Annotated in this window: 21 protein-coding genes; 15 read left to right on the forward strand and 6 right to left on the reverse strand. The window is 46.3% G+C overall.

Going from position 1 to position 23478, the window contains the following annotated elements:
• Positions 1-159 precede the first annotated feature (159 nt).
• Positions 160-1569 carry a glutamate--ammonia ligase gene (gene glnA, locus R7Q09_RS10700; protein WP_005379275.1) on the reverse strand — a complete coding sequence of 470 codons (1410 nt, stop codon included), beginning with the start codon at positions 1567-1569 and terminating at the stop codon, positions 160-162.
• A 530-nt stretch (positions 1570-2099) separates the two neighbouring features.
• Here glnA and typA point away from each other — a divergent pair.
• A complete protein-coding gene (gene typA, locus R7Q09_RS10705; protein WP_005379276.1) occupies positions 2100-3929 on the forward strand; it encodes a translational GTPase TypA in 1830 nt (609 codons plus the stop codon).
• A gap of 72 nt (positions 3930-4001) precedes the next feature.
• On the forward strand, positions 4002-4544 hold the full coding sequence (locus R7Q09_RS10710) for an AAA family ATPase (RefSeq protein ID WP_065275007.1): 543 nt from the start codon (positions 4002-4004) through the stop codon (positions 4542-4544).
• A gap of 31 nt (positions 4545-4575) precedes the next feature.
• On the opposite strand, the gene R7Q09_RS10715 is transcribed toward R7Q09_RS10710, so the two are convergent.
• Positions 4576-5217, reverse strand: a complete 642-nt coding sequence (locus tag R7Q09_RS10715; RefSeq protein WP_005382972.1) for a DUF2959 domain-containing protein — start codon at positions 5215-5217, stop codon at positions 4576-4578.
• 34 nt (positions 5218-5251) lie between these two features.
• On the opposite strand from R7Q09_RS10715, the gene R7Q09_RS10720 reads away from it, so the two are divergent.
• From R7Q09_RS10720 to R7Q09_RS10730, 3 genes are all read left to right on the forward strand, one after another.
• A complete protein-coding gene (locus R7Q09_RS10720; RefSeq protein ID WP_033905908.1) occupies positions 5252-6196 on the forward strand; it encodes a virulence factor BrkB family protein in 945 nt (314 codons plus the stop codon).
• Positions 6168-6602, forward strand: coding sequence for a D-aminoacyl-tRNA deacylase (gene dtd / locus R7Q09_RS10725; protein WP_267922946.1), 435 nt, complete (start codon positions 6168-6170; stop codon positions 6600-6602). Before R7Q09_RS10720 ends, dtd begins: the two co-directional genes overlap by 29 nt.
• Before the next feature lie 106 nt (positions 6603-6708).
• Positions 6709-7626 (forward strand): bifunctional GNAT family N-acetyltransferase/hotdog fold thioesterase, encoded by a 918-nt coding sequence (locus R7Q09_RS10730; protein ID WP_005379283.1) that lies wholly within the window; start codon positions 6709-6711, stop codon positions 7624-7626.
• Here the strand turns inward: R7Q09_RS10730 and R7Q09_RS10735 are convergent.
• The 4 genes from R7Q09_RS10735 to hslR form a co-directional block, all read right to left on the reverse strand.
• Entirely contained in the window at positions 7612-9729 is a 2118-nt protein-coding gene (locus R7Q09_RS10735) for an AsmA family protein (protein ID WP_318070445.1), read from the reverse strand. The two genes, R7Q09_RS10730 and R7Q09_RS10735, sit on opposite strands and share 15 nt — an antisense overlap.
• Before the next feature lie 190 nt (positions 9730-9919).
• Entirely contained in the window at positions 9920-11548 is a 1629-nt protein-coding gene (pckA, locus tag R7Q09_RS10740) for a phosphoenolpyruvate carboxykinase (ATP) (protein WP_017820689.1), read from the reverse strand.
• Between the two features lie 336 nt (positions 11549-11884).
• On the reverse strand, positions 11885-12760 hold the full coding sequence (gene hslO / locus R7Q09_RS10745) for an Hsp33 family molecular chaperone HslO (protein ID WP_031780788.1): 876 nt from the start codon (positions 12758-12760) through the stop codon (positions 11885-11887).
• A 31-nt stretch (positions 12761-12791) separates the two neighbouring features.
• The gene (gene hslR / locus R7Q09_RS10750) at positions 12792-13178 is read right to left on the reverse strand and encodes a ribosome-associated heat shock protein Hsp15 (RefSeq protein WP_005379292.1); all 387 of its coding nucleotides are present in this window, start codon (positions 13176-13178) and stop codon (positions 12792-12794) included.
• Positions 13179-13431: 253 nt separating this feature from the next.
• Between hslR and gspC the strand changes: the two genes are divergently transcribed.
• From gspC to gspL, 10 genes are read left to right on the forward strand one after another with little or no spacing between them, the layout of a single operon-like run.
• The gene (gene gspC, locus R7Q09_RS10755) at positions 13432-14358 is read left to right on the forward strand and encodes a type II secretion system protein GspC (protein WP_115385654.1); all 927 of its coding nucleotides are present in this window, start codon (positions 13432-13434) and stop codon (positions 14356-14358) included.
• Positions 14359-14394: 36 nt separating this feature from the next.
• The gene (gspD, locus tag R7Q09_RS10760; protein WP_005379295.1) at positions 14395-16413 is read left to right on the forward strand and encodes a type II secretion system secretin GspD; all 2019 of its coding nucleotides are present in this window, start codon (positions 14395-14397) and stop codon (positions 16411-16413) included.
• The gene (gene gspE, locus R7Q09_RS10765; RefSeq protein ID WP_005379296.1) at positions 16413-17915 is read left to right on the forward strand and encodes a type II secretion system ATPase GspE; all 1503 of its coding nucleotides are present in this window, start codon (positions 16413-16415) and stop codon (positions 17913-17915) included. The genes gspD and gspE overlap by 1 nt, the downstream gene beginning before the upstream one ends.
• Positions 17915-19132, forward strand: coding sequence for a type II secretion system inner membrane protein GspF (gene gspF, locus R7Q09_RS10770; protein WP_033905910.1), 1218 nt, complete (start codon positions 17915-17917; stop codon positions 19130-19132). The genes gspE and gspF overlap by 1 nt, the downstream gene beginning before the upstream one ends.
• 59 nt (positions 19133-19191) lie before the next feature.
• The gene (gene gspG / locus R7Q09_RS10775; protein ID WP_005379298.1) at positions 19192-19635 is read left to right on the forward strand and encodes a type II secretion system major pseudopilin GspG; all 444 of its coding nucleotides are present in this window, start codon (positions 19192-19194) and stop codon (positions 19633-19635) included.
• Between the two features lie 29 nt (positions 19636-19664).
• The gene (locus R7Q09_RS10780; RefSeq protein WP_017635010.1) at positions 19665-20264 is read left to right on the forward strand and encodes a prepilin-type N-terminal cleavage/methylation domain-containing protein; all 600 of its coding nucleotides are present in this window, start codon (positions 19665-19667) and stop codon (positions 20262-20264) included.
• On the forward strand, positions 20251-20640 hold the full coding sequence (gspI, locus tag R7Q09_RS10785; RefSeq protein WP_017635009.1) for a type II secretion system minor pseudopilin GspI: 390 nt from the start codon (positions 20251-20253) through the stop codon (positions 20638-20640). The genes R7Q09_RS10780 and gspI overlap by 14 nt, the downstream gene beginning before the upstream one ends.
• Positions 20627-21304, forward strand: coding sequence for a type II secretion system minor pseudopilin GspJ (gspJ, locus tag R7Q09_RS10790; protein ID WP_047103742.1), 678 nt, complete (start codon positions 20627-20629; stop codon positions 21302-21304). The genes gspI and gspJ overlap by 14 nt, the downstream gene beginning before the upstream one ends.
• On the forward strand, positions 21297-22307 hold the full coding sequence (gene gspK / locus R7Q09_RS10795; protein WP_318070446.1) for a type II secretion system minor pseudopilin GspK: 1011 nt from the start codon (positions 21297-21299) through the stop codon (positions 22305-22307). The genes gspJ and gspK overlap by 8 nt, the downstream gene beginning before the upstream one ends.
• Complete coding sequence (gspL, locus tag R7Q09_RS10800) at positions 22276-23478, forward strand: type II secretion system protein GspL (protein ID WP_213867102.1); 1203 nt, start codon at positions 22276-22278, stop codon at positions 23476-23478. Before gspK ends, gspL begins: the two co-directional genes overlap by 32 nt.

The following is a 23478-nucleotide window of genomic DNA, read 5'->3' on the forward strand; positions in this document are numbered from 1 at the left end:
ATGGCTTAGCTCTTTGACCTGTAAGCAAAAATTCTAAGCGTATTTTTATTATCCCCTCATGTTAAACGTCGAAGCTTGAGTGGCGAATACAAAAAAGGCCCGCCTGCGAGGCGAGCCTAATATTTTATTGCTGTGTTTACATTTTACACAGTGTCGACCTTACACAGAGTAGTAAAGTTCGAACTCAACAGGGTGAGTTGTCATGTTCACACGCTCTACGTCCTGAGACTTAAGGTCGATGTATGAATCGATGAAGTCGTCAGAGAATACGCCGCCCGCTGTTAAGAACTCCCGATCAGCATCTAGCTCTGCTAGCGCGTCTTTTAGTGAGTATGCAACAGTTGGGATTTCTGCTGCTTCTTCAGCTGGAAGATCGTAAAGGTCTTTATCCATCGCTTCGCCTGGGTGGATCTTATTCTTGATACCGTCAAGACCAGCCATAAGCATTGCTGCGAAACATAGGTATGGGTTCGCCGCTGGGTCACCGAAACGAACTTCGATACGACGTGCTTTCGGGCTTGGTACCACTGGGATACGGATTGAAGCAGAGCGGTTACGCGCTGAGTAAGCTAGCATTACTGGTGCTTCGAAGCCTGGTACAAGACGTTTGTACGAGTTTGTTGATGGGTTAGCGAATGCGTTGATTGCACGAGCGTGTTTGATGATACCACCGATGTAGTAAAGCGCCATTTCAGATAGACCGCCGTACTTGTCACCAGCAAATAGGTTTACGCCATCTTTTGCTAGAGACTGGTGAACGTGCATACCGCTGCCGTTGTCGCCAACAAGTGGTTTAGGCATAAACGTCGCTGTTTTACCAAACGCGTGAGCAACGTTGTGCACAACGTACTTGTAGATTTGGATTTCGTCAGCTTTGGTTGTTAGCGTGTTGAAACGAGTTGCGATTTCGTTTTGACCCGCCGTTGCCACTTCGTGGTGGTGCGCTTCAACAACAAGACCCATTTCTTCCATTACTAGACACATAGCAGAACGGATGTCTTGAGATGAATCTACTGGAGCTACTGGGAAGTAACCACCTTTAACGCCTGGACGGTGACCTTTGTTACCTTCTTCGTAGTCAGAACCTGTGTTCCATGCCGCTTCTACGTCGTCGATTTTGAAGAAAGAGCCTGACATGTCTGTCGAGAACTTCACGTCATCAAATAGGAAGAATTCTGGCTCAGGACCGATAAGTACAGTATCTGCAACACCTGTAGAACGCATGAAGTCTTCAGCGCGTTTTGCGATAGAGCGTGGGTCACGGTCGTAGCCTTGCATTGTTGCAGGCTCTAAGATGTCACAACGGATATTTAGTGTTGCGTCTTCCGTGAATGGGTCAAGCACAGCAGAAGATGCGTCAGGCATCATTACCATGTCTGATTCGTTGATACCTTTCCAGCCAGCAACTGATGAACCATCGAACATTTTACCTTCTTCGAAGAAGTCTGCGTCGATTTGGTGAGCAGGGATCGAAATGTGCTGCTCTTTACCTTTTGTATCAGTGAAGCGTAGGTCAACAAACTTAACTTCGTTTTCTTGGATCAGCGATAGAACGTTTTCTACTGACATCTTGGATAACCTCCAGTGTTAATAAGCGGTAAAAGCTCGATTTATGAATTATTCATGAAACCTGGCATTGATTAATCAATTTGACTTTTCATTAATCGATGCTGTTTTAACTAAAGCCAAAACCGTGCCAAAAAAAATATTCCATTAATTTCAAGCAATTGTGTTTTTGAATGCTAGTTTGGTGCAGTTGCTTGCACCAAAATGATCTTTGCTTGCACTATTATGGTGCCAAAAATCATTGTTGCACCATAATGTGACAGGTACATTGCGTATTCAGCCCAGTTTTTGAGCAAGAGTCAATTTGAATTATGCATCGATTAGAATAAAGTTGCGTTTAATCAATTCGTTCTGAGGAAGAAAATGGGCATTAAGCGTAAAAATCGCAGAAATGCTCGGGAGTAGATCACATATTTCTAGGCTTTTTGCTAAAATCTGGTACATTATGGCCGTTTTTTTAATCAGCAAATGTCGCCAGAGAGCACCCGTTCTCAGCGTGGGGGCATTTCATCTATCTAAGTGAATCAATATCCATGGCTACTCCACAGATTGATAAATTAAGAAATATCGCGATCATCGCGCACGTTGACCACGGTAAAACCACGTTGGTTGACAAGCTGCTACAACAATCAGGCACGCTTGAGTCTCGCGGTGAAGCTGAAGAGCGAGTCATGGACTCGAACGACATCGAGAAAGAGCGCGGTATTACCATTCTTGCTAAAAACACAGCAATCGACTGGAACGATTACCGTATCAACATCGTAGATACTCCGGGACACGCGGACTTCGGTGGTGAAGTTGAGCGTATCATGTCGATGGTAGACTCTGTACTACTTATCGTTGACGCAGTTGATGGTCCAATGCCTCAAACGCGTTTCGTAACACAAAAAGCGTTTGCTCACGGTCTAAAACCAATCGTTGTAATCAACAAGATTGACCGCCCTGGCGCACGTCCTGATTGGGTTATGGACCAAGTGTTCGACCTGTTCGACAACCTAGGTGCAACTGATGACCAGCTAGACTTTAAAGTAGTTTACGCATCAGCACTTAACGGTTGGGCTTCTCTAGAAGAAGGCGAAACTGGCGAGAACATGGAACCACTATTCCAAACTATCGTTGATGTTGTTGACGCGCCAAATGTTGACCTTGATGGTCCACTACAGATGCAAGTTTCTCAGCTAGACTACAGCTCTTACGTTGGTGTTATCGGCGTGGCTCGCGTAACTCGTGGTAGCGTTAAACCAAACCAGCAGGTAACCATTATTGGTGCTGATGGTAAAACTCGCAACGGTAAAGTGGGTACAGTAATGGGCTACCTTGGCCTAGAGCGTCACGAAGTGGAACAAGCTAACGCGGGTGATATCATCGCAATCACTGGTCTTGGCGAGCTGAAAATTTCTGACACTATCTGTGCACAAAACGCAGTAGAAGCATTACCACCATTGTCTGTTGATGAACCAACAGTAACAATGACGTTCCAAGTAAACACGTCTCCATTCGCGGGTAAAGAAGGTAAGTTCGTAACGTCACGTAACATCCTTGAGCGTCTTGAGAAGGAACTGGTACACAACGTTGCACTACGCGTTGAGCAAACAGACGATCCAGATAAATTCCGCGTATCAGGTCGTGGTGAACTTCACCTTTCTATCCTGATCGAAAACATGCGTCGTGAAGGCTTCGAGCTAGCAGTATCTCGTCCAGAAGTAATCATCAAAGAAGAAGATGGTCAGTTGATGGAACCGTTCGAAACGGTAACTATCGACGTAATGGAAGAGCACCAAGGCGGCATCATGGAGAACATCGGCCTACGTAAAGGTGAGCTGAAAGACATGTCTCCAGACGGTAAAGGTCGTGTACGTATGGACTTCGTTATGCCATCACGTGGTCTGATCGGTTTCCAAACGGAATTCATGACACTGACTTCAGGTTCAGGTCTTCTTTACCATACGTTTGATCACTACGGCCCTCACAAAGGCGGTAACATCGGTCAACGTGTAAACGGTGTACTAATCGCGAACGCGATGGGTAAAGCGCTAACTAACGCACTGTTCAACCTTCAAGAGCGTGGTCGTCTATTTATCGGTCACGGTGTTGAAGTTTACGAAGGTATGGTTATCGGTATTCACAGCCGTGACAACGACCTAACGGTAAACGCACTGAAAGGTAAGCAGCTAACCAACGTTCGTGCATCAGGTACCGATGACGCACAGGTTCTTACTCCGCCAATCAAGATGACTCTTGAGCAAGCACTAGAATTCATCGATGACGACGAGCTAGTAGAAGTAACGCCTGAAAGCATCCGTATCCGTAAGAAGTTCCTAACGGAAAGCGACCGTAAGCGTGCTTCTCGTGGCGCGAAATAATTTTCGTTAAGCGATTCAATTAAGAAGAAGCCTCGAGTTATGCTCGGGGCTTTTTGTTTTCTGGAGTTGAATATGAACCCGATTATTATCACCGGTGGGCCTGGTGCGGGAAAAACAACACTGCTGAATGCGCTAGACGCGTGTGGTTACGCCACGTTTCCTGAAGGGTCTCGCGACTTGATTGAGCAGCAAAGCCAGTTAGAAAATGGTATTTTGCCGTGGACGAATTTACCTGAGTTTGCCAAGTTATGCCTTGGGTTGATGGACAAACAAAAGAGTGATGCGCGTTGTCATGATGTTGCGTTTGTTGATCGCGCCATCCCCGACATCATTGCATACCTACAAGTGGGCGGCTGTAAGGTTGACCAAGCTTTCTTAACCGAAAGCGCTGGGTACCATAGTCAGGTGTTTACTTGTCGACCTGAAGCATCCATTTACGTACAAGATGAAGTGCGTCCGCACAGCTTTGAAGAAGCATTGGAGATTCATCAGTCGTTAGTGAGTGTCTATACTGAGTTGGGTTATGAAGTGGTAGAAGTGCCATGGGGAACTGTGCCAGAGAGGGTAGGCTTTGTTCGAAGAGTCATCGGTTTACTCGGTAAGGTCGCCGACTAAAACCTCCTCGCTAGGAGGAGGTCTGAATCATTTACTTTTGATTGAGCTTTTGTAGGAATTTATCGGACTCTGCAATCGCTTCGTTCATTTGTTTGATCGCAAACTGAATGTCCTTCTCTAAGCTAGAGAACTCACCTTGCAAAGAACCAATCGCACTGGCGTTAAGGTTGTGTTTTAAGTACAACGTGTTGTCACGCAGCGTGTCCAGTACCGGTGTCATCTTTTTCTCTGCACGCTTCATAGCGCTAAGCATGGTTTTGTACGAGGCTTTGGTTTCACGTAGCTTTTGCTCGCTTGAACGACGCAGTTTCGCACTCGAGTACAGCTCTAGCTCATCTTGCCACTCATCAAACAGTGCGCCGGATACGTCTTCAATCGCAGCAATACGGTCACGTACGTCTTGAGCCGCTTTTTCGCTATCTTCGTATTTGTCATTGATGTTGTTGTAGACATTTTCTAGCTCACCACCATCAAAGTTGGTGATCGCAGATAAGGCTTCAAGTGCACTGGTGAATTCTTCTTGTGCATCTTGTTGAGATTCTTTGGCATCTTCGACGCGGTCGACCATAATATCTCGTTTATGATACCCAACCTGCTCCATTGCTGAGTAATAAGCAGATTGACACCCTGTTAAAGTGAAAATTGATAGTACAATTGCTAATAAATAAGGCATTCTTATGTCCTCGGCGCTAATTATGGGATGAACTATGAACCAGTTATCAGAGAGTTACAAGGCGAGATTAATCAATCTACTGCCAAGTTGCGTCGCGTTTTTTACGTACCTTCTTAAGCGATTAACGCATGACCGTGTGAATGTGAACGCGGGCTATCTTGCCTACATTACCTTGTTGTCTATTGTGCCAATGCTGACGGTATTGTTATCAATATTGTCGAAATTTCCCGTTTTTGCGAACGTTGGTGAGGTGCTGCAAGGCTACATTATTGAGAATTTTGTGCCGGCTTCTGGAGAAGCTGTACATACGGCATTACAGGAATTTGTGGCGAATACGGGCAAAATGAGCGCGGTTGGCGGTGGGTTTTTATTCATCGCAGCGGTCATGCTGATTTCCAACATTGATAAGAACTTAAACTACATTTGGCGAGTTAAAGACAAGCGCCGTTTAGTCTTTTCATTCTCTATGTATTGGATGGTACTCACGTTAGGGCCGATCATGGTCGGTGCGAGTATTGCGGCGACGTCGTACGTGACTTCGCTGCAAATTTTAGAGAATGAGACATTATCTGGTGCGTTTAATTTATTTCTGCGTTGGCTACCGTTGTTGCTGTCCTTTTTTGCTTTTCTTGGCTTGTATATTCTAGTGCCGAATAAAAAAGTACACCTCGCTCATGGTGCCATGGGGGCAGCAGTCGCCGCGATACTGTTCGAGTTGAGTAAAAAAGGCTTTGCACTCTACATCACTCAGTTTCCGTCTTATCAGCTCATCTACGGCGCGTTAGCGGCGATTCCTATCTTATTTGTTTGGGTGTATTTATGCTGGATGATCGTGTTATTGGGGGCGGAAGTTACGGCTGCGCTTGGTGAGCGAGAGCACTGGAGTGAAGATTTAGACATGATACACTCGACCGCTGAATCTCAGTTAACAGATGAAGGAAGCGAGAGTAGTGATAGCGCTAATTCAACGAGTCAGTGAAGCAGCCGTCCGTGTGGATGGTGAAGTCGTAGGAGAAATTGATCGTGGTCTGCTGGTCTTATTGGGCGTAGAGAGGGACGACGATGAAGCTAAAGCAAAGCGTTTAATGGAGCGTGTTACAACCTACCGTGTGTTCGAAGATGACGAAGGCAAGATGAACCTAAACGTTAAACAGGTGGAAGGTAAAGTGCTGGTGGTTTCTCAATTTACGCTGCCTGCGGATACAAAAAAAGGCACGCGAGCTGGCTTTTCTCGCGGTGCGCATCCTGTTGATGCAGAGCGCTTGTATGATTACTTTTCTGACTTGTGTGAAGAAGTCTTACCCACACAGCGTGGCCGCTTCGCTGCCGATATGAAAGTGTCTTTGGTGAATGACGGTCCAGTGACGTTTTGGTTGCAGGTCTAATCTGGTAACACAGGCGCCATAGTCTAAGCTTTAACTCCAAGCTCATGGAATTGGCTTGGAGTAATTTTTCCGACACTGATTAGTGTTGTGCTTTCAAAGGATTGATATGTTCAAACTCATTACTCCCAAAACCGATAATCAGATAAACAAGTATTATCAGTTTCGCTGGCAACTGCTTCGTGAGCCATGGCGTATGCCGATCGGCTCTGAGCGCGATGAATACGACGAAATGAGCCATCACCGCATGATTGTTGATGGTCGAGGTCGTCCTATGGCGATTGGCCGTTTATACATTACGCCGGACAATGATGGCCAGATCCGCTATATGGCGGTTAAAAATAATCGCCGTAGCAAAGGGATGGGTTCGCTGGTTTTGGTTGCACTAGAGTCGTTAGCGCGCCAAGAAGGAGCGAAACGCTTGGTGTGTAATGCCCGTGAAGATGCCATCGCCTTTTATGAAAAAAATGGCTTTGAGCGTCGAGGTGAGCTGACCGATGAGCGTGGCCCTGTGCGCCATCAGCAAATGGTGAAGCAACTGGATCCGATGGCTAATGTGTTACGTCGCCCTGAATGGTGTACTGAGCTTCAACAGCGCTGGGAGCAACAAATCCCAATTAGCGACAAAATGGGGATCAAAATTAACCAGTACACGGGTTACCAGTTTGAATGCTGTGCGCAGCTTAATCCTAACCTTAATCCGCATAACACCATGTTCGCCGGGTCAGCTTTTACCTTAGCAACCCTGACAGGGTGGGGGATGACGTGGCTGCTGCTTAAAGAGCGTGGGCTGCACGGTGATATTGTGTTGGCCGACAGCTCGATTCGTTATCGTCAACCAGTCGAACAAAACCCCGTGGCGAGTACTTCGTTGGATGGGATCAGTGGTGACCTAGACCGATTGGAGTCGGGACGCAAAGCACGCATCGTTATTCACGTAGTGATTTATAGTGGTGACACGCCAGCTGTGGATTTTGTCGGTACCTATATGTTGATACCGAACTACTCGCAGTTACTCAGTTGCTGATGGGGTAAGCGCCGACTGATCTGCTGGGCGCTTATCTGTTTCACCTTCTTGCTCTGTCGGTGAGAGGGTTTGTTCTGCTGCGGAATTCGTGTCGGGTACTTCATCTTCTTCGATAACTTCTTCGTAAAGCTCTTCCTCTTGAGTCTCCAAATGGATGTTATCAATCACGATAGGTTGCTCGATGGAAGGCTCATTTTTCAGTGGAGTCTCAATATCAGTAGGCTCGGCCAGTTTTGATGCGTTCACGCACTCATTACGGTGGGTTTCACCACTTAGTAGATCGCCTTCAATGTTTCCGCACGACTCTTCCAATTGATAAGTAATGCCACTTAGCGGGTTGTTGGCCATATCAAATGTTCCCCAAACCTTACCACTTATGGCTTTTCCTGAGATGGTGACCGGCTTTATGGCAACTTCCCCTCGTTGCGCGCTTAAACGCAGTGGACTTAAGGTAATGGCTTTGAGCGAATGATCCGCTTGGGACTTCAAGCGGGTATCTCGGAGGTTGGCTTCCACTTCACCCGACAAGCTGTAGGCCAGCATGTTGCGATCACCTGACAACCCTTGTAGATCGAGGCTGAGATCGGAAAAACCATCAATAGCCAGTGTGTCGGGTAAAAAATAATCGTGGAAGAGCGATAAGGGAATACCATCAGCATTGACGTTGAGCGCCCAAGGTTGGCTCGGGGTACTCAAATCTATCTGTCCGATGCCTTCTACGTAGCCTTGCTCGAGTGGCGCAAAAAGGCGAGTCAATTGCCAAAAGCCATCTTTGCTTTGCATGGCAAGTGCTGCGTGAGACGTGAGTATTTGGTCATAGCTGGCGTTGACAACGCTGACTTCCAATTCGCCTTGCCAAAGGCCCCAACGTTGAGCCGACTGTTTAATATCAAGCTGTTGTCCTTCGATATTTAAACCGGAAAGTTGCCAATAAGGTTCGTGAGATAGCTGGATAATTTGGCTGCGCTCAATGTCGAGTCGTTCGATTGCAACATGCTCTAACTCGCTGGTGGCGGCGTGCCACCAATTTAGGTTGTCTTCTGGCTGTGTTGCCCACTTGAGGCCTTGAATAGAGGCTTCTTTGAGCTTCCATTGTGTTGGCGTGAACAATCCAGAAACTTGCACTCGACCTTGCTGCCAATCTAAACTGAGCTCGTTGAGCTGGATTACTCCTGGCTCGATAGCGGCACTCAAACGTGGCTCTATTGCGGTTTGCTGCTGGAATCGAACGCTATCCGCCTGCAATGACACTTGAGCTTTTGTCTTCCAGAGAGACAGTGGCAGTGTGGCGTTTTCCACAGAAAGATCCAAGTTCTGCCAGTGCCAGTCGCCCCATTCAATATCGACGTTAAGCAAATCTAAGCTATTAATATGATTAATGTTAAATGGTAGATCGTGCCAAGGTTTTGCAAGCAGTGATTGGCGCTGCGTATTACTCAGTTTCAGCTTGTTGATGGTCACATTTACTAAAGACCAACCTTGAGGATACTGCTCCCCTTGCCCAGATATTTGACTGTGACGCCAGTTAAAAGAGATGCCATAAAGCGTACTGTCTTGCGGTTTGTAGTCTATATCGACTAAGACTTGATTAAAGGCTTCGCCATTCCAATAGAGTTGGTCAGCTGCAAGTTGAACTTCGCCATATGGTATTAATTGACCATTCCATTGTGGTGATTGAATTTGAAGGTCAATGCCATTGGCAGAGAACTGCTCGTCGGCGTAATCAATATTTTTGAGCGCGATTTGATGGAATAAAACGTTATCTAAAGGTGGGAGCTTTGGTGCACCATACTGCAAGCTCATACCATCAATCAATAAACTATCAACGATCCATTTACCATCGCGATAAACATCGGGATTCATCCATAAATCGACTTGCTCGATGTAAGACGCATCGTCTCCGCTGGTGTTCACGCGTTGTAAAGTTAGGTGATAGGGAAAGCCATAACGCACGCTTTCGGCCCGGAAGGGAAGAGAAAAGGTGTTTGACAGCAAGCGCCAGGTTGCGTCCGCGTAAGATGTTGTTAGCAGCGCAATCGTAGCGGCCGGAATGGCAACTAAGATAACCAGTAACAGAAGTAGAACTCGACGCGCTGTTTTCATCTTTGCTAGAACCTACGTGTGTTATGAAATAAAACTAGATAGGCTTTAGCTTGTATCAATATTCTGTGGTATTCAATAAAAAGCCCCTCAAAAGAGGGGCTTGAAGCAATTTTTGTAACTTGGCCTACGTAAAGGTGATAAGTTAATGCCAACTTTTCACTGAGTTTACGCGACGTCGCTGTTACTCGATTTAATCAATCTGAGGACCAGCCGCAACCAGAGATTTACCTTCAGCGTTGTCTGTGTACTTATCAAAGTTATTGATAAAGCGCGCTGCTAAATCTTTCGCTTTGCTTTCCCACTGAAGTGGGTCAACGTACGTGTCGCGAGGGTCTAGAATGCTAGGATCCACACCTGGTAGTGAAGTCGGTACTTCAAGATTGAAGATAGGAATGTGCTTAGTTGGTGCATCTTCAATCGAACCATCAAGAATCGCATCAATAATTCCGCGCGTATCTTGAATCGAGATACGTTTGCCAGTGCCGTTCCAACCTGTGTTCACTAGGTAAGCCTCAGCGCCTGCTGCTTCCATGCGTTTAACCAGTACTTCTGCGTATTTAGTTGGGTGAAGTGTTAGGAACGCCGCGCCGAAACAAGCAGAGAAAGTTGGTGTTGGCTCAGTAATACCGCGCTCTGTTCCCGCTAGTTTGGCGGTAAAGCCAGACAGGAAGTGGTACTTAGTTTGCTCAGGTGTCAATTTAGATACTGGAGGCAGTACGCCAAATGCATCGGCTGATAGGAAGATCACTTTATTCGCGTGACCGCCTTTTGATACTGGCTTAACGATATTATCGATATGGTAGATAGGGTAAGAAACACGTGTGTTTTCTGTTTTCGAACCATCATCAAAGTCGATAGAGCCATCGCCACGTACTGTTACGTTTTCTAGCAGTGCATCACGACGAATTGCGTTGTAGATGTCCGGCTCCGCTTCTTTCGAAAGTTTGATGGTTTTTGCGTAACAACCACCTTCGAAGTTGAAGACACCGTCATCATCCCAGCCGTGCTCATCATCACCAATTAGCGCACGTTTAGGATCAGTCGACAGGGTCGTTTTACCCGTACCAGATAGACCGAAGAATACCGCTACATCGCCATCTTTGCCCATGTTAGCGCTACAGTGCATTGATGCGATGTCTTTTAGTGGAAGGAAGTAGTTCATCATGGCGAACATACCTTTCTTCATTTCACCGCCGTACCAAGTACCACCGATAAGTTGCATGCGCTCAGTTAGGTTAAATACGGTGAAGTTTTCTGAGTTCAGGCCTTGCTCTTCCCATTTTGGATTAGTGCATTTTGCGCCATTCATTACTACGAAGTCTGGTTCAAATGTCGCTAACTCTTCTTCTGTCGGGCGAATAAACATGTTTTTAACGAAGTGCGCTTGCCATGCGACTTCTGTGATAACACGAATGCTCAAACGTGTATCTGGGTTTGCACCACAGTAACCGTCAACAACAAACAAGCGTTTGTTAGAAAGCTGGTTTGTGACCAGTTCTTTTAGCTCGTCCCACACTTCAGGAGTGATTGGCTTGTTATCATTTTTCACTTGATCAGACGTCCACCACATATGTTCTTCTGTCGTAGCGTCTTTGACGATGTATTTATCTTTTGGTGAGCGACCAGTAAAGATGCCAGTGTCAACGGCAACCGCACCTAGTTCAGTAACCACGCCGCGCTCATAACCGGTTAGGTCTTCACGCGTTTCTTCCTCAAACAACATTTCGTAGCTTGGGTTGCGAATAACCTCTTTTACGTTATGCAGTCCGTGCTTGGTTAGATCAAGTGTTGCAGCCTTAGTATGTTCCATAACGGTCATAGGTGCTCCTTATAAGGATTTTGTAGGGATTTTGTAAGAATGTTTTAATTTTAATCTGCTCACCATGCTAGCAACGGGGCGGGGAGAAAACAGGGAGATAGCTCAAAATTTACCCATGATTTCAATAAGGTTTTAGGTAACCCGTCACATATTGGTGGGAATAGTCTATCGTGCACGCAATCCTTTGCGCTAGGGCAAAATCATTATTAATTGTTTAAAATTAAGCAGTTGTTTTATTACGCTTGAGGTTAGTTATTACGAGGGGTTGATCACAAAAAGGCCAGCATTAAGCTGGCCTTTTGTAGGGTAAATTACGTGCTTGATAAGCTATGTAAATTAATGCAGGGTTTTCTTGTCCGTAGAAGCTTGTGCATACAGTTCAGTGACTTCAGATTCGTCGAACGTATAAGTTGTGCCACAGTAATCACAATGTAAAGAAACTGATCCAACTTCTGCCAAAATGTCATAAATTTCAGCTTTCTCAACGGTGATGATTGCGGCACCGCTACGCTCACGAGAACAGCCACAATGGAACTCGACAGGTTGCGGCTCGTACAGACGTACTTTGTCTTGGTTATATAGTCGATACAATAACTCGTTCGCTTCTAAACCAAACAATTCTTCATCTTTTACTGTATCAGTGAGCTGCTCTAGATGTTCGAAATCATCTGGAGAGCCAGTGCCGTCAGGGATCACTTGAATCAACATACCTGCTGCGTGTGCTTTGCCCTCATGCTCACCAGTGCGGATCCATAGGCGCGTTTTTAACTGCTCTGAGTTTGCAAAGTAGCCTTCTAGCACTTCTGCTAAAGTGTCACCTTCTAATCCAACGACACCTTGGTAACGCTCGCCGTTTTTCGGTTCGATAGTGATCACAAGGTAGCCCTTACCCATTAGATCGTGAATGTTTGCGTCATCGGCAATATCGCCTTCCCAGCGAGCTACGCCACGAACACGTTGGTTATGGTCACCGTTGATAACGGCAAGAGACACAGGACCGTCGCCTTGTAGCTGGATGGTGATCGAACCTTCGAACTTAAGAGTGGCAGTTAAAAGAGTAGTTGAAACGAGTAGCTCACCCAGCAGTTTCTCTATTGCTGCCGGATATTCCTTGCTGGAGATAACACGTTGGTACGCTTCATCTAATTGTACCAACTCGCCACGTACTGAAAGATCTTCGAATAGGTAGCGGTTTAAAACATTATTTGCCATGGAGTGCTTTCCTCGTTGGTAATTCCGGCTTTTATTGGTGTTTGAACTTAATGATGTCTCGGCGCTGCTTTTTATCTGGGCGGCGTTCCGGACTTGGGTTGTGGGCATTAAGCTTACGTTGAGTCGCGTGTTCCTCACGTTTCGCTATACTTTCATTAGTTTCGCGATATAAGGTTTGTGCGATGGGAGCGCCTCGGCGTTGATCTGAGATTTGTTCGATGATCACGATTTTTTCTTCGTTGCCTTGACGAAGTCTTACTTCAGCGCCCACTTCAACGATTTTACTCGGCTTGCTTCGTTGGCCATTATAGTGGACTTTACCGCCATCGACCATGTTACGCGCGATGGAGCGGGTTTTGTAAAATCTTGCGGCCCATAGCCATTTATCTAGCCTAACGGCTTCATTTAGGGAACTCATAGAACACTACGCTATCTAATCACTGCCCGAATACGGCAATGAGTGATGGATTATTCACCTACAGATGGAGTCAAGGCGTATTTTTTTCAAGGGAGTTGGCAAAAACTGCATAAGAAAAAGGTATGAAAGACAACTTGTGATATAGTTCACTGCTCTTTGTTGAGTAATAATTTTATTGCAAATTTAGCAATTTAAAGTCGATAGCTATCGTTATAGCTTAAATGACGGACGTTAGAATAAAGGAATCCATTCAGTGAAACGTTTAGAGCTAAGTGCAGGATTATCAAGCAGACCGCTACTGGCTCAGATCAAGTCCAATCATTATACCATTCAAGCCAAACTTAGCTTGTTGCTTACCTGTCTGTTTATTGCGATAACCGGATGGATACTTGGCAAAATTGTGTGGTTAGCCATACCTCAATCGTCGGAAGTGCCGCAATGGCGTCCATCGGCGAGTAGCGTTACTGCGAGTAATAAAGGCGACGCGATAGATTTTAATGCCCTTCAGAATGCCAACCTATTCGGTAAATTCACTGAGCAAAAAGCGGCAGTTGTAGAACAGCCTATTGTTAAAGACGCCCCTAAGACGCGCCTTAACCTCACCCTAGTCGGTGCGGTTGCCAGCAGTGATGCCAATACCAGCCTTGCTGTTATTGCTAACCGAGGTAAGCAAGCTACGTACGGTTTGGGTGAAGAAATCGAAGGGACACGTGCGACGCTAAAAGCGGTATTGGTGGATCGCGTCATCATTGATAACCAAGGTCGAGACGAGACCTTAATGATGCAAGGTATAGAATATAAGAAGCTATCTGAATCGCCGCAGGTAGCTAGGGCGCAAGCTCAGCGAGCAGAAGCAGCGACGTCTGACGTTGGAGAGAAATTAGAGCAAATCCGCGAGGAAATTGCGAAAGATCCACAAAGCGTTTTTAAATACATCACCATTTCACCCGTCAAAAAAGACGGAGACATTGTTGGTTATCGAGTATCACCTGGTCGTGATGCCGCATTATTTAATGATGTAGGGCTACAACCTGGTGATATTGCGGTTCAACTGAACGGGATCGATTTAAGTGACCCGTCTTCTTCAGTACAACTGATGCAAGTGATGAGCGATCCGCAAGAATTAAATTTAACTGTTGAGCGAGACGGCCAACAGTACGATATCTATATCCAATTGTAAGACTTAGGCAACCGGCGTAAGTTCAGGGAGACATACGTGAAACATTGGTTCAGCAAAAGTGCTTGGCTACTAGCAGGAAGTTTACTCTGCGTACCAGGTGCAATGGCAAACGAATTTAGTGCGAGCTTTAAAGGCACTGATATTCAAGAATTCATCAACATAGTGGGTCGTAACCTCGAAAAGACCATCATTGTTGATCCTTCAGTACGCGGTAAGATCGATGTCCGCAGCTATGACGTACTTAACGAAGAGCAATATTACAGCTTTTTCCTTAATGTCCTTGAAGTATACGGTTACGCAGTCGTAGAGATGGACAATGGGGTACTTAAGGTTATCAAAGCAAAAGACTCAAAAACCTCAGCAATCCCTGTGTTAGGTGATGGCAGCGCGCAAGGCGATAGTGTTATCACTCGAGTTGTCGCGGTGCGTAATGTGTCGGTCCGTGAGTTGTCTCCTCTACTTCGTCAGCTGATTGATAACGCCGGTGCCGGTAACGTGGTTCATTATGATCCAGCGAATATTATCTTGATTACTGGTCGTGCGGCAGTAGTGAATCGCTTAGCAGAGATCATCAAGCGTGTTGACCAAGCCGGTGATAAAGAAATTGAATTGGTGGAGCTGCGTAATGCATCTGCTGCTGAAATGGTACGCATTGTCGAAGCACTGAATAAAAGTGCGAATCAGAAAAGCACGCCAGAGTTCCTTGAACCTAAAATTGTGGCCGATGAACGTACTAACGCGATTTTAATTTCTGGTGATCCAAAAGTAAGAGCCCGCTTGAAACGTTTGATTCGTCAACTTGATGTTGAAATGGCGACAAAAGGTAACAACCGAGTTGTGTACCTGAAAAATGCGAAAGCTGAAGACTTGGTGGATGTATTGAAAGGTGTTTCCGATAACCTGCAAGCTGAAAAGCAAGCCGGTCAGAAAACATCAGGTGCATCGCGTGGTGAGGTCGTCATTGCTGCTCACGCTGCAACTAACTCGTTAGTTTTAACAGCGCCACCAGATATTATGATGGCATTACAAGACGTCATTTCTCAACTCGATATTCGTCGTGCTCAGGTTCTTATTGAAGCGTTAATTGTCGAAATGTCTGAAGGTGATGGTATTAACCTAGGTGTTCAGTGGGGTTCGTTAGAAACGGGTGCTGTAATTCAGTACGGTAACTCAGGAGCCCCGATTGGTCAGGTGATGGTTGGTCTAGAAGAAGCAAAAGATCAAACCCGCACTGAATACTATACCAACTCTAATGGCGAACGAACGCCATATGATGTTACTGAATCAGGTGACTACTCTACGCTAGCGTCAGCGCTTAGCGGAGTAAATGGTGCGGCAATGAGTATTGTCATGGGTGACTGGACAGCGCTAATTAGTGCTGTTGCTTCTGACTCCAACTCAAACATTCTATCTTCTCCGAGTATTACCGTAATGGATAATGGCGAAGCATCATTTATTGTGGGTGAAGAGGTTCCGGTTATTACGGGCTCTACGGCTGGCTCAAACAACGACAACCCATTCCAAACGGTTGACCGTAAAGAAGTCGGTATCAAACTCAAAGTAGTGCCACAAATTAACGAAGGTGACTCTGTACAGTTAAACATTGAACAAGAAGTTTCCAACGTATTAGGCGCAAACGGTGCGGTTGACGTTCGCTTTGCTAAACGACAGTTAAACACCTCTGTCATGATCCAAGATGGTCAGATGTTGGTTCTTGGTGGTTTGGTCGATGAACGCGCACTTGAAAGTGAGTCTAAAGTGCCGCTATTGGGTGACATTCCGGTACTTGGCCATCTGTTCAAGTCAACTAGCACGCAAACAGAAAAACGTAACTTGATGGTGTTCATCAAGCCGACGATTATTCGCGATGGTGTGACGGCTGACGGTATTACGCAGCGTAAATACAACTTTATTCGCGCAGAACAGCTTTATAAAGCGGATCAAGGGTTGAAGTTGATGGCAGACGAGAAGATCCCGGTTATGCCAGCCTTTGGCCAGGAGCGTCAGCACCCAACAGAGATTCAAGCGTTTATTGATCAAATGGAAAACAACTAATGGTTGATATGTTAGACACAGCGCCAAGTATGCGTCGTCTGCCATTCAGTTTTGCCAACCGCTTTAAACTGGTGCTGGAGACAGAGCATCCTGAGCGTCCACCTATTCTTTACTATGTCGAGCCGCTTAACCCTGCGGCTCTGGTTGAAGTCCGTCGTGTATTAAAGAAAAGCTTCGTACCGCAACCTATCGATAAAGAAGCCTTTGATAAAAAGCTGACCGAAGCATATCAACGCGACTCGTCTGAAGCGCGTCAGTTGATGGAAGATATTGGTGCTGATAGCGATGATTTCTTCTCTTTGGCTGAAGAACTGCCGCACGATGAAGACTTATTAGAATCGGAAGACGATGCGCCAATCATCAAATTGATCAACGCCATGTTGGGCGAAGCGATCAAAGAAGGTGCGTCGGATATTCATATTGAGACGTTCGAGAAAACCCTTTCGATTCGTTTCCGTGTCGATGGCGTATTGCGTGAAGTCCTGACTCCAAGCCGTAAGCTAGCGCCTTTGCTAGTTTCTCGTGTGAAGGTTATGGCTAAACTAGATATCGCAGAAAAGCGTGTGCCTCAAGATGGCCGTATTTCGTTGCGTATCGGTGGTCGTGCGGTGGACGTGCGTGTATCTACGATGCCGTCCTCACATGGTGAGCGCGTGGTAATGCGTTTGTTGGATAAAAACGCGACTCGTCTTGATTTACATAGTTTGGGCATGACACCTTCAGTGCATGACAACTTCCGTCACTTGATTGGCCGCCCTCACGGTATCATCTTGGTGACGGGCCCGACAGGTTCTGGTAAATCCACCACCTTGTACGCTGGCTTGCAAGAGATCAATAGCAACGAACGCAACATTCTAACGGTTGAAGACCCGATCGAATTTGATATTGATGGCATCGGTCAAACTCAGGTGAACCCAAAGGTCGACATGACGTTTGCGCGCGGCTTGCGTGCCATTCTGCGTCAGGACCCGGATGTGGTGATGGTCGGTGAGATCCGTGACTTAGAAACCGCACAAATTGCAGTGCAAGCGTCCTTAACGGGTCACTTGGTAATGTCTACTCTCCACACCAACACCGCAGTGGGTGCGATTACGCGTCTACGTGATATGGGTATTGAGCCATTCCTTATTTCTTCTTCGTTATTAGGGGTGCTAGCGCAGCGCTTAGTTCGAACGCTTTGTCCAAGCTGTAAAGAGCCGTATGAAGCCGATGCGGAACAGAAAAAACTGTTTGGTATGGAAGCGCATGAACCGTTAGAACTGCACCGAGCAAAAGGCTGTGAAGCGTGCAACCAAAAAGGCTACCGAGGTCGAACAGGTATCCACGAGCTCATTATGGTTGATGAGCAAGTGCAAGAGTTGATTCATCGAGAGTCTGGTGAACAAGAAATTGAGAGAGCCGTTCGCGCCCATACGCCAAGTATTCGCAGTGATGGTTTAAGCAAAGTACGTCGTGGTATTACGTCACTTGAAGAAGTGATGCGAGTGACGAAGGAAACCTAATGGCGGCATTTGAGTACAAAGCGCTAGATGCAAAAGGCAAGCATAAAAAAGGCACGATAGAAGGGGACAACGCCCGACAAGTGCGCCAGCGACTCAAAGAGCAAGGGATGATCCCGATTGAAGTGGTCGAGACGAAAGCTAAATCGGCTAAGTCTTCAGGTTCAGTCAGCTTTAAGCGCGGTATCTCAACATCTGAGCTGGCACTCATCACACGGCAATTGTCTACGCTAGTCCAATCAGGAATGCCTTTGGAAGAGTGTTTGCGTGCGGTCTCTGAGCAGGCTGAAAAGCCGAGGATTCGTTCTATGTTGGCTGCGGTTCGCTCGAAAGTAACAGAGGGTTATCCGCTTGCCGACAGTTTTGCCGATTACCCACACGTGTTTGATGAACTGTACCGCTCCATGGTTGCGGCGGGTGAAAAATCAGGTCACCTCGATACCGTATTAGAGCGTTTGGCAGACTATGTCGAAAACCGCCAAAAGATGCGATCTAAATTGCTTCAAGCCATGATTTATCCTGTAGTTTTGGTGGTATTCGCGGTTGTCATCGTTTCGTTCTTATTGGCGACAGTGGTTCCTAAAATCATTGAACCCATCATTCAGATGGGCCAAGAGTTACCTCAATCGACGCAATTTTTACTGGCAGCCAGTGAGTTTGTGCAAGATTGGGGGCTGATTATTTTCGTTGTGCTGGTGGTGCTTTTCTATGGCCTCAAACTGGCGTTGCAAAAGCCAGACTTTCGCTTAGCTTGGGACAGAAAAATCTTGAGCTTACCGCTAATAGGTAAGATCTCTCGAGGTTTGAATACCGCACGATTCGCACGAACGCTTTCGATCTGTACTTCCAGTGCGATTCCAATTCTAGAGGGTATGCGCGTTGCGGTAGATGTTATGTCTAACCGTTATGTGAAGCAGCAAGTGTTGCTTGCAGCGGATAACGTTCGAGAGGGCGCTAGTCTGCGTAAGGCGTTGGACCAAACCCGCTTGTTTCCACCAATGATGCTACACATGATCGCCAGTGGTGAGCAAAGTGGTGAATTAGAGAGCATGTTGACGCGGGCAGCCGATAACCAAGATCAAAACTTTGAATCAACAGTCAATATTGCTCTGGGTGTGTTTACTCCTGCGCTGATTGCATTAATGGCTGGATTAGTGTTGTTCATTGTGATGGCGACCTTGATGCCAATGCTAGAAATGAATAACTTGATGAGCGGATAATTTCGAATTAAGACGTGTCTACTAACGGCATGGCTTTAATCTAACTTTCGGAGAAAAAAATGAAGTTTAAGCGTAGTAAACAACAGGGTTTTACACTTTTAGAAGTGATGGTTGTTGTAGTTATCCTGGGTATTTTGGCAAGTTTTGTTGTTCCAAACCTATTGGGTAACAAAGAGAAGGCAGACCAACAAAAAGCGATTACGGACATTGTCGCGTTGGAAAATGCCTTAGATATGTACAAGTTGGACAACAGCGTTTACCCAACAACGGACCAAGGTCTAGAAGCATTGGTTAGCAAGCCATCTAACCCAGAGCCACGCAACTACCGTGATGGTGGTTACATCAAACGTCTTCCTAATGACCCTTGGGGCAACCAGTACCAATACTTAAGCCCAGGTGATAACGGTACAATCGATATCTTCACTCTAGGCGCAGATGGCCAAGAGGGTGGAGAAGGTCCAGCTGCAGATATTGGCAACTGGAACATGCAAGACTTCCAATAATTGAGCCTAAGCCAGCACTAATGAAACAAATGCGAAAACATAACGGTTTTACATTGATAGAAATTCTATTGGTGCTGGTTTTGCTATCTCTTACGGCTGTGGCCGTGATCTCGACGTTACCGACTAGCCAAAAAGATCTTTCCAAACAGTATGCTCAAAGCTTTTTTCAGCGTTTACAGCTGCTCAATGAAGAAGCGGTGCTGAGCGGTAAAGATTTTGGTGTTCGAGTGGATGATGCCAAATCGACCTACGCTCTACTGAGTTTAACCTCAGAAGGTTGGCAGCCTCTGAAATTAAAGCAGATTCCGAGCAAAACCAAGCTAGAAGAAGATATTACGCTACAACTCGAGCTCGGAGGTGGTGCTTGGGATAATGATGAGCGCTTATTCAAACCAGGTTCTCTTTTTGATGAAGACATGTTCGCAGAAGAAGAGGACGAAAAGAAAATTGAGCCACCGCAAGTGTTTATATTTTCCAGCGCCGAAGTCACGCCATTTACCCTGTCTTTTTTTCCGCAAAATGGTGATGCCTTTAATGACGGTTGGCGAGTTATTGGCAAAGAAAGTGGACAAATTTTGTTATTAGCTCCGGGCGAAGAAGTGAAAGAGGATGAGAATGCGCAATTTTAAGCAAGCTCGCCCAAATTTGAGTCATCGCCGGACGAGAGGCATGACCTTACTGGAAGTATTGGTCGCACTGGCAATTTTCGCCACCGCTGCCATCAGTGTCATTCGCTCCGTGAGCCAGCATATTAATACAATCAGTTATTTAGAAGAAAAAATGTTTGCAGCCATGGTTGTGGATAATCAGATGGCAAATGTGATGTTGAATACCGGAGAACTCAAAGCGAAAAACGGCACAGAAGAGCTGGCAGGACGCACTTGGTTCTGGAAAGTCACGCCAGTCGCCACGACGCAGCCATTGCTGAAAGCATTTGATGTGAGCGTCTCGGTAGAGAAAAGCGCGAGCCCTGTAGTAACGGTACGAAGCTATGTGGCGCAATAATAATCCCCGCGCAAATACGCGCCAAAGGGTAAAAGGTTTTACACTTATTGAAGTGTTGGTATCGATTGCCATCTTTGCCAGTTTAAGTGTCGCTGCGTACCAAGTGGTATCGCAAGTACAGCGTAGCAATGCGCTATCACAAGAACGAACCCAACGCTTAAACGAAATTCAGCGTGCCATGGTTATGATGGATAACGATTTTCGTCAAATGGCGATGCGTCAAACACGTACTAATGGTGAAGAGCCTGCTAGCCGGCTAATTTTTTGGTCCGATTACCTGTTGGACTCCGATACTAAAGGGCTGATGTTTGCCCGTTTAGGTTGGCACAACCCTCAGCAACAGTTCCCTCGTGGAGAAGTAACCAAGGTTGGCTATCGCTTAAAAGAAGAAACACTGCAGCGAGTATGGTGGCGCTACCCTGATACGCCGGTTGGGCAACAAGGCACTGTTACTCCATTGCTAACGCAGGTCGAGTCATTTGATATGCGTTTTTATGATGGTAAGCAATGGAAAAAAGAGTGGGCTGAAGAAAAAGCGCTGCCGAAAGCGGTTTCTGTTGTTCTCACTCTCAAAGACTATGGAGAAATTGCCCGCACTTATCTCACTCCTGATGGCACATTGAGTCAGAAAGAGGAAAGTTCAGGAGACAGCAATAATGGTTAACCGTCAGCGCGGTGTTGCTTTGATTATAGTGTTGATGTTGCTGGCGATTATGGCGACGGTTGCCGCCAGCATGTCGGAACGTTTGTTCTTGCAGTTTCAGCGAGGCGCTAATCAAATCAATTATCAGCAAGCGTACTGGTACAGCCTTGGCGTCGAGGCGCTAGCAAAAGTGGGTATCGAACAAAGTTATAAAGACACCGACACGATTAATATGAGTCAACCGTGGGCGATAAAAGAGCAAGTCTATCCGTTAGATTATGGTCAAGCGGCGGGACGAATTAGAGACAAGCAAGCGTGCTTTAATCTAAATGTATTGAGTCGTGTGCAACCAACGGGTCTGCAAATTACAAGACCATATTTAGTGAATGTATTGCAGCGCCTATTAGAAGAGCTGGATGTCGAGCCATATCAAGCAGAAATCATTGCAGACTCTACTTGGGAATACATTGATGCTGACGACTCTGTCCGTTCGACTACTGGGGTTGAAGACAGCACATATGAAGCGATGAAGCCTTCCTATTTAGCATCAAATGGTTGGATGGCAGATGCTTCCGAGTTACGGGCTGTCTATCAGGTGAGTGGTGAAATTTTCCAAAAATTGGAGCCGCTGGTCTGTGCATTACCAAGTGATGACTGGCGTTTAAACGTGAATACGATTGATGTTGAGCAAACTCCGATTTTGGTGGCAATGTTCTCACCAAACTTAAGCAGTAGTGATGCGATTCAGCTAATTGAAAAACGCCCATTTGATGGGTGGGATAGCATTGATGAATTTTTAGCAGAGTCAGAAATGGCTGGCTTAAGTGAAGATGTAAAGAAAAACGCCAAAGGCTATTTGGGTGTGGATAGCGCCTTTTTTGAATTGGATGCACAAGTGTTGGTGGATGAATCACGTGTACGTATCCGAAGCCTTTTACAAAGTACAAATAGAGAAACGGTGACCGTAGTTCGCCGTCGTTTTGGAGGGATCAGTGAGCGAGTTTCTGACCGTTCGGCTGAGTAGCGAACAACAAAGTACCATTCCTTGGGTGGTGTGGTCGACAGATCAACAGGAAGTGATTGCTAGCGGTGAAATCGCCGGATGGGAACACTTAGATGAGTTGGTCTCATATGCTGGTCAGCGCCAAGTTGTGGCGCTGCTGGCGAGTAATGATGTAGTCCTGACGCAAGTGGATATACCACCTGGTGCAACACGCCAATTCGAGGCTATGTTACCGTACTTAGTGGAAGACGAAGTTGCTCAGGACGTTGATGGCCTGCACTTTAGCGTGTTGGGTAAACAAGCGGATAAAGCGCAGATTTGCGCAGTTGAACGTGCTTGGATTCAGACTGTACTGCAACGTTTCTCAAGCCAAGGTATCGCCATTAAACGCATTTTACCCGATGTGCTTGCGTTACCGGTTCGTGGAGATCACAGCAGTGCTGCAATGATTGGCGAGCAATGGCTAATTCGTCACTCTGCGACAGAGGGCGCGGTTGTCGACGCTTCTTGGTTAGACCTTTACCTCTCTTCTTATCTACAAAATCATGAAGGTTGGAAGCTCGATTGCTATAGCTCGGTCCCGGAATCTGCGTTACCTGAAATATGGGATCCGCAACCAGAAGAAATGACGATGGCTTTACTGGCGAAGGGGGTGACAGAAAGCAAAGTCAATTTGCTGACTGGGAGCTTCAAGCCGAAATCTTCTTGGGGTAAATACTGGAAGCTCTGGCAAAAAGCCACCATTGCTGCGGGGATGCTTATCGTCGTTATGGTTGCGCAGCAGTTGCTCGTGGTCCATAAGTACGAAGCACAAGCTCAAGCGTATCGTGAGGAGAGTGAGCGTATTTTCCGCCAGGTGTTCCCAAATAAACGACGCATTCCTACCGTTAGTTACCTCAAACGACAAATGGATGATGAAGAGCGCCGCTTATCTGGTGGAAGTGGTCAGCAGGCAATGTTGTCATGGTTGGCGGCATTACCCGCGACGCTTGGTCAGGTCAGCGACTTGGAGATCACTAGCTTTAAATACGACGGACAACGTGGCGAAGTACGTATTCAGGCTCGTAGTTCAGACTTCCAACCTTTTGAGCAGGCTCGTGTGAAATTGGCAGAGAAGTTTAATGTTGAGCAAGGTCAGTTGAACCGTAGCGATAACGTTGTGGTTGGCAGCTTTGTTTTGAAGCGTTTGTGA

It is taken from the genome of Vibrio sp. 2130-1, assembly GCF_033339515.1.

What these genes read in the sequence shown, in the direction of transcription:
- glnA (WP_005379275.1), bottom strand. Translation starts at nt 1,569, where the DNA reads ATGTCAGTAGAAAACGTTCTATCGCTGATCCAAGAAAACGAAGTTAAG.
- typA (WP_005379276.1), top strand. Translation starts at nt 2,100, where the DNA reads ATGGCTACTCCACAGATTGATAAATTAAGAAATATCGCGATCATCGCG.
- R7Q09_RS10710 (WP_065275007.1), top strand. Translation starts at nt 4,002, where the DNA reads ATGAACCCGATTATTATCACCGGTGGGCCTGGTGCGGGAAAAACAACA.
- R7Q09_RS10715 (WP_005382972.1), bottom strand. Translation starts at nt 5,217, where the DNA reads ATGCCTTATTTATTAGCAATTGTACTATCAATTTTCACTTTAACAGGG.
- R7Q09_RS10720 (WP_033905908.1), top strand. Translation starts at nt 5,252, where the DNA reads ATGAACCAGTTATCAGAGAGTTACAAGGCGAGATTAATCAATCTACTG.
- R7Q09_RS10730 (WP_005379283.1), top strand. Translation starts at nt 6,709, where the DNA reads ATGTTCAAACTCATTACTCCCAAAACCGATAATCAGATAAACAAGTAT.
- R7Q09_RS10735 (WP_318070445.1), bottom strand. Translation starts at nt 9,729, where the DNA reads ATGAAAACAGCGCGTCGAGTTCTACTTCTGTTACTGGTTATCTTAGTT.
- pckA (WP_017820689.1), bottom strand. Translation starts at nt 11,548, where the DNA reads ATGACCGTTATGGAACATACTAAGGCTGCAACACTTGATCTAACCAAG.
- hslO (WP_031780788.1), bottom strand. Translation starts at nt 12,760, where the DNA reads ATGGCAAATAATGTTTTAAACCGCTACCTATTCGAAGATCTTTCAGTA.
- hslR (WP_005379292.1), bottom strand. Translation starts at nt 13,178, where the DNA reads ATGAGTTCCCTAAATGAAGCCGTTAGGCTAGATAAATGGCTATGGGCC.
- gspE (WP_005379296.1), top strand. Translation starts at nt 16,413, where the DNA reads ATGGTTGATATGTTAGACACAGCGCCAAGTATGCGTCGTCTGCCATTC.
- gspF (WP_033905910.1), top strand. Translation starts at nt 17,915, where the DNA reads ATGGCGGCATTTGAGTACAAAGCGCTAGATGCAAAAGGCAAGCATAAA.
- gspG (WP_005379298.1), top strand. Translation starts at nt 19,192, where the DNA reads ATGAAGTTTAAGCGTAGTAAACAACAGGGTTTTACACTTTTAGAAGTG.
- R7Q09_RS10780 (WP_017635010.1), top strand. Translation starts at nt 19,665, where the DNA reads ATGCGAAAACATAACGGTTTTACATTGATAGAAATTCTATTGGTGCTG.
- gspI (WP_017635009.1), top strand. Translation starts at nt 20,251, where the DNA reads ATGCGCAATTTTAAGCAAGCTCGCCCAAATTTGAGTCATCGCCGGACG.
- gspJ (WP_047103742.1), top strand. Translation starts at nt 20,627, where the DNA reads ATGTGGCGCAATAATAATCCCCGCGCAAATACGCGCCAAAGGGTAAAA.
- gspK (WP_318070446.1), top strand. Translation starts at nt 21,297, where the DNA reads ATGGTTAACCGTCAGCGCGGTGTTGCTTTGATTATAGTGTTGATGTTG.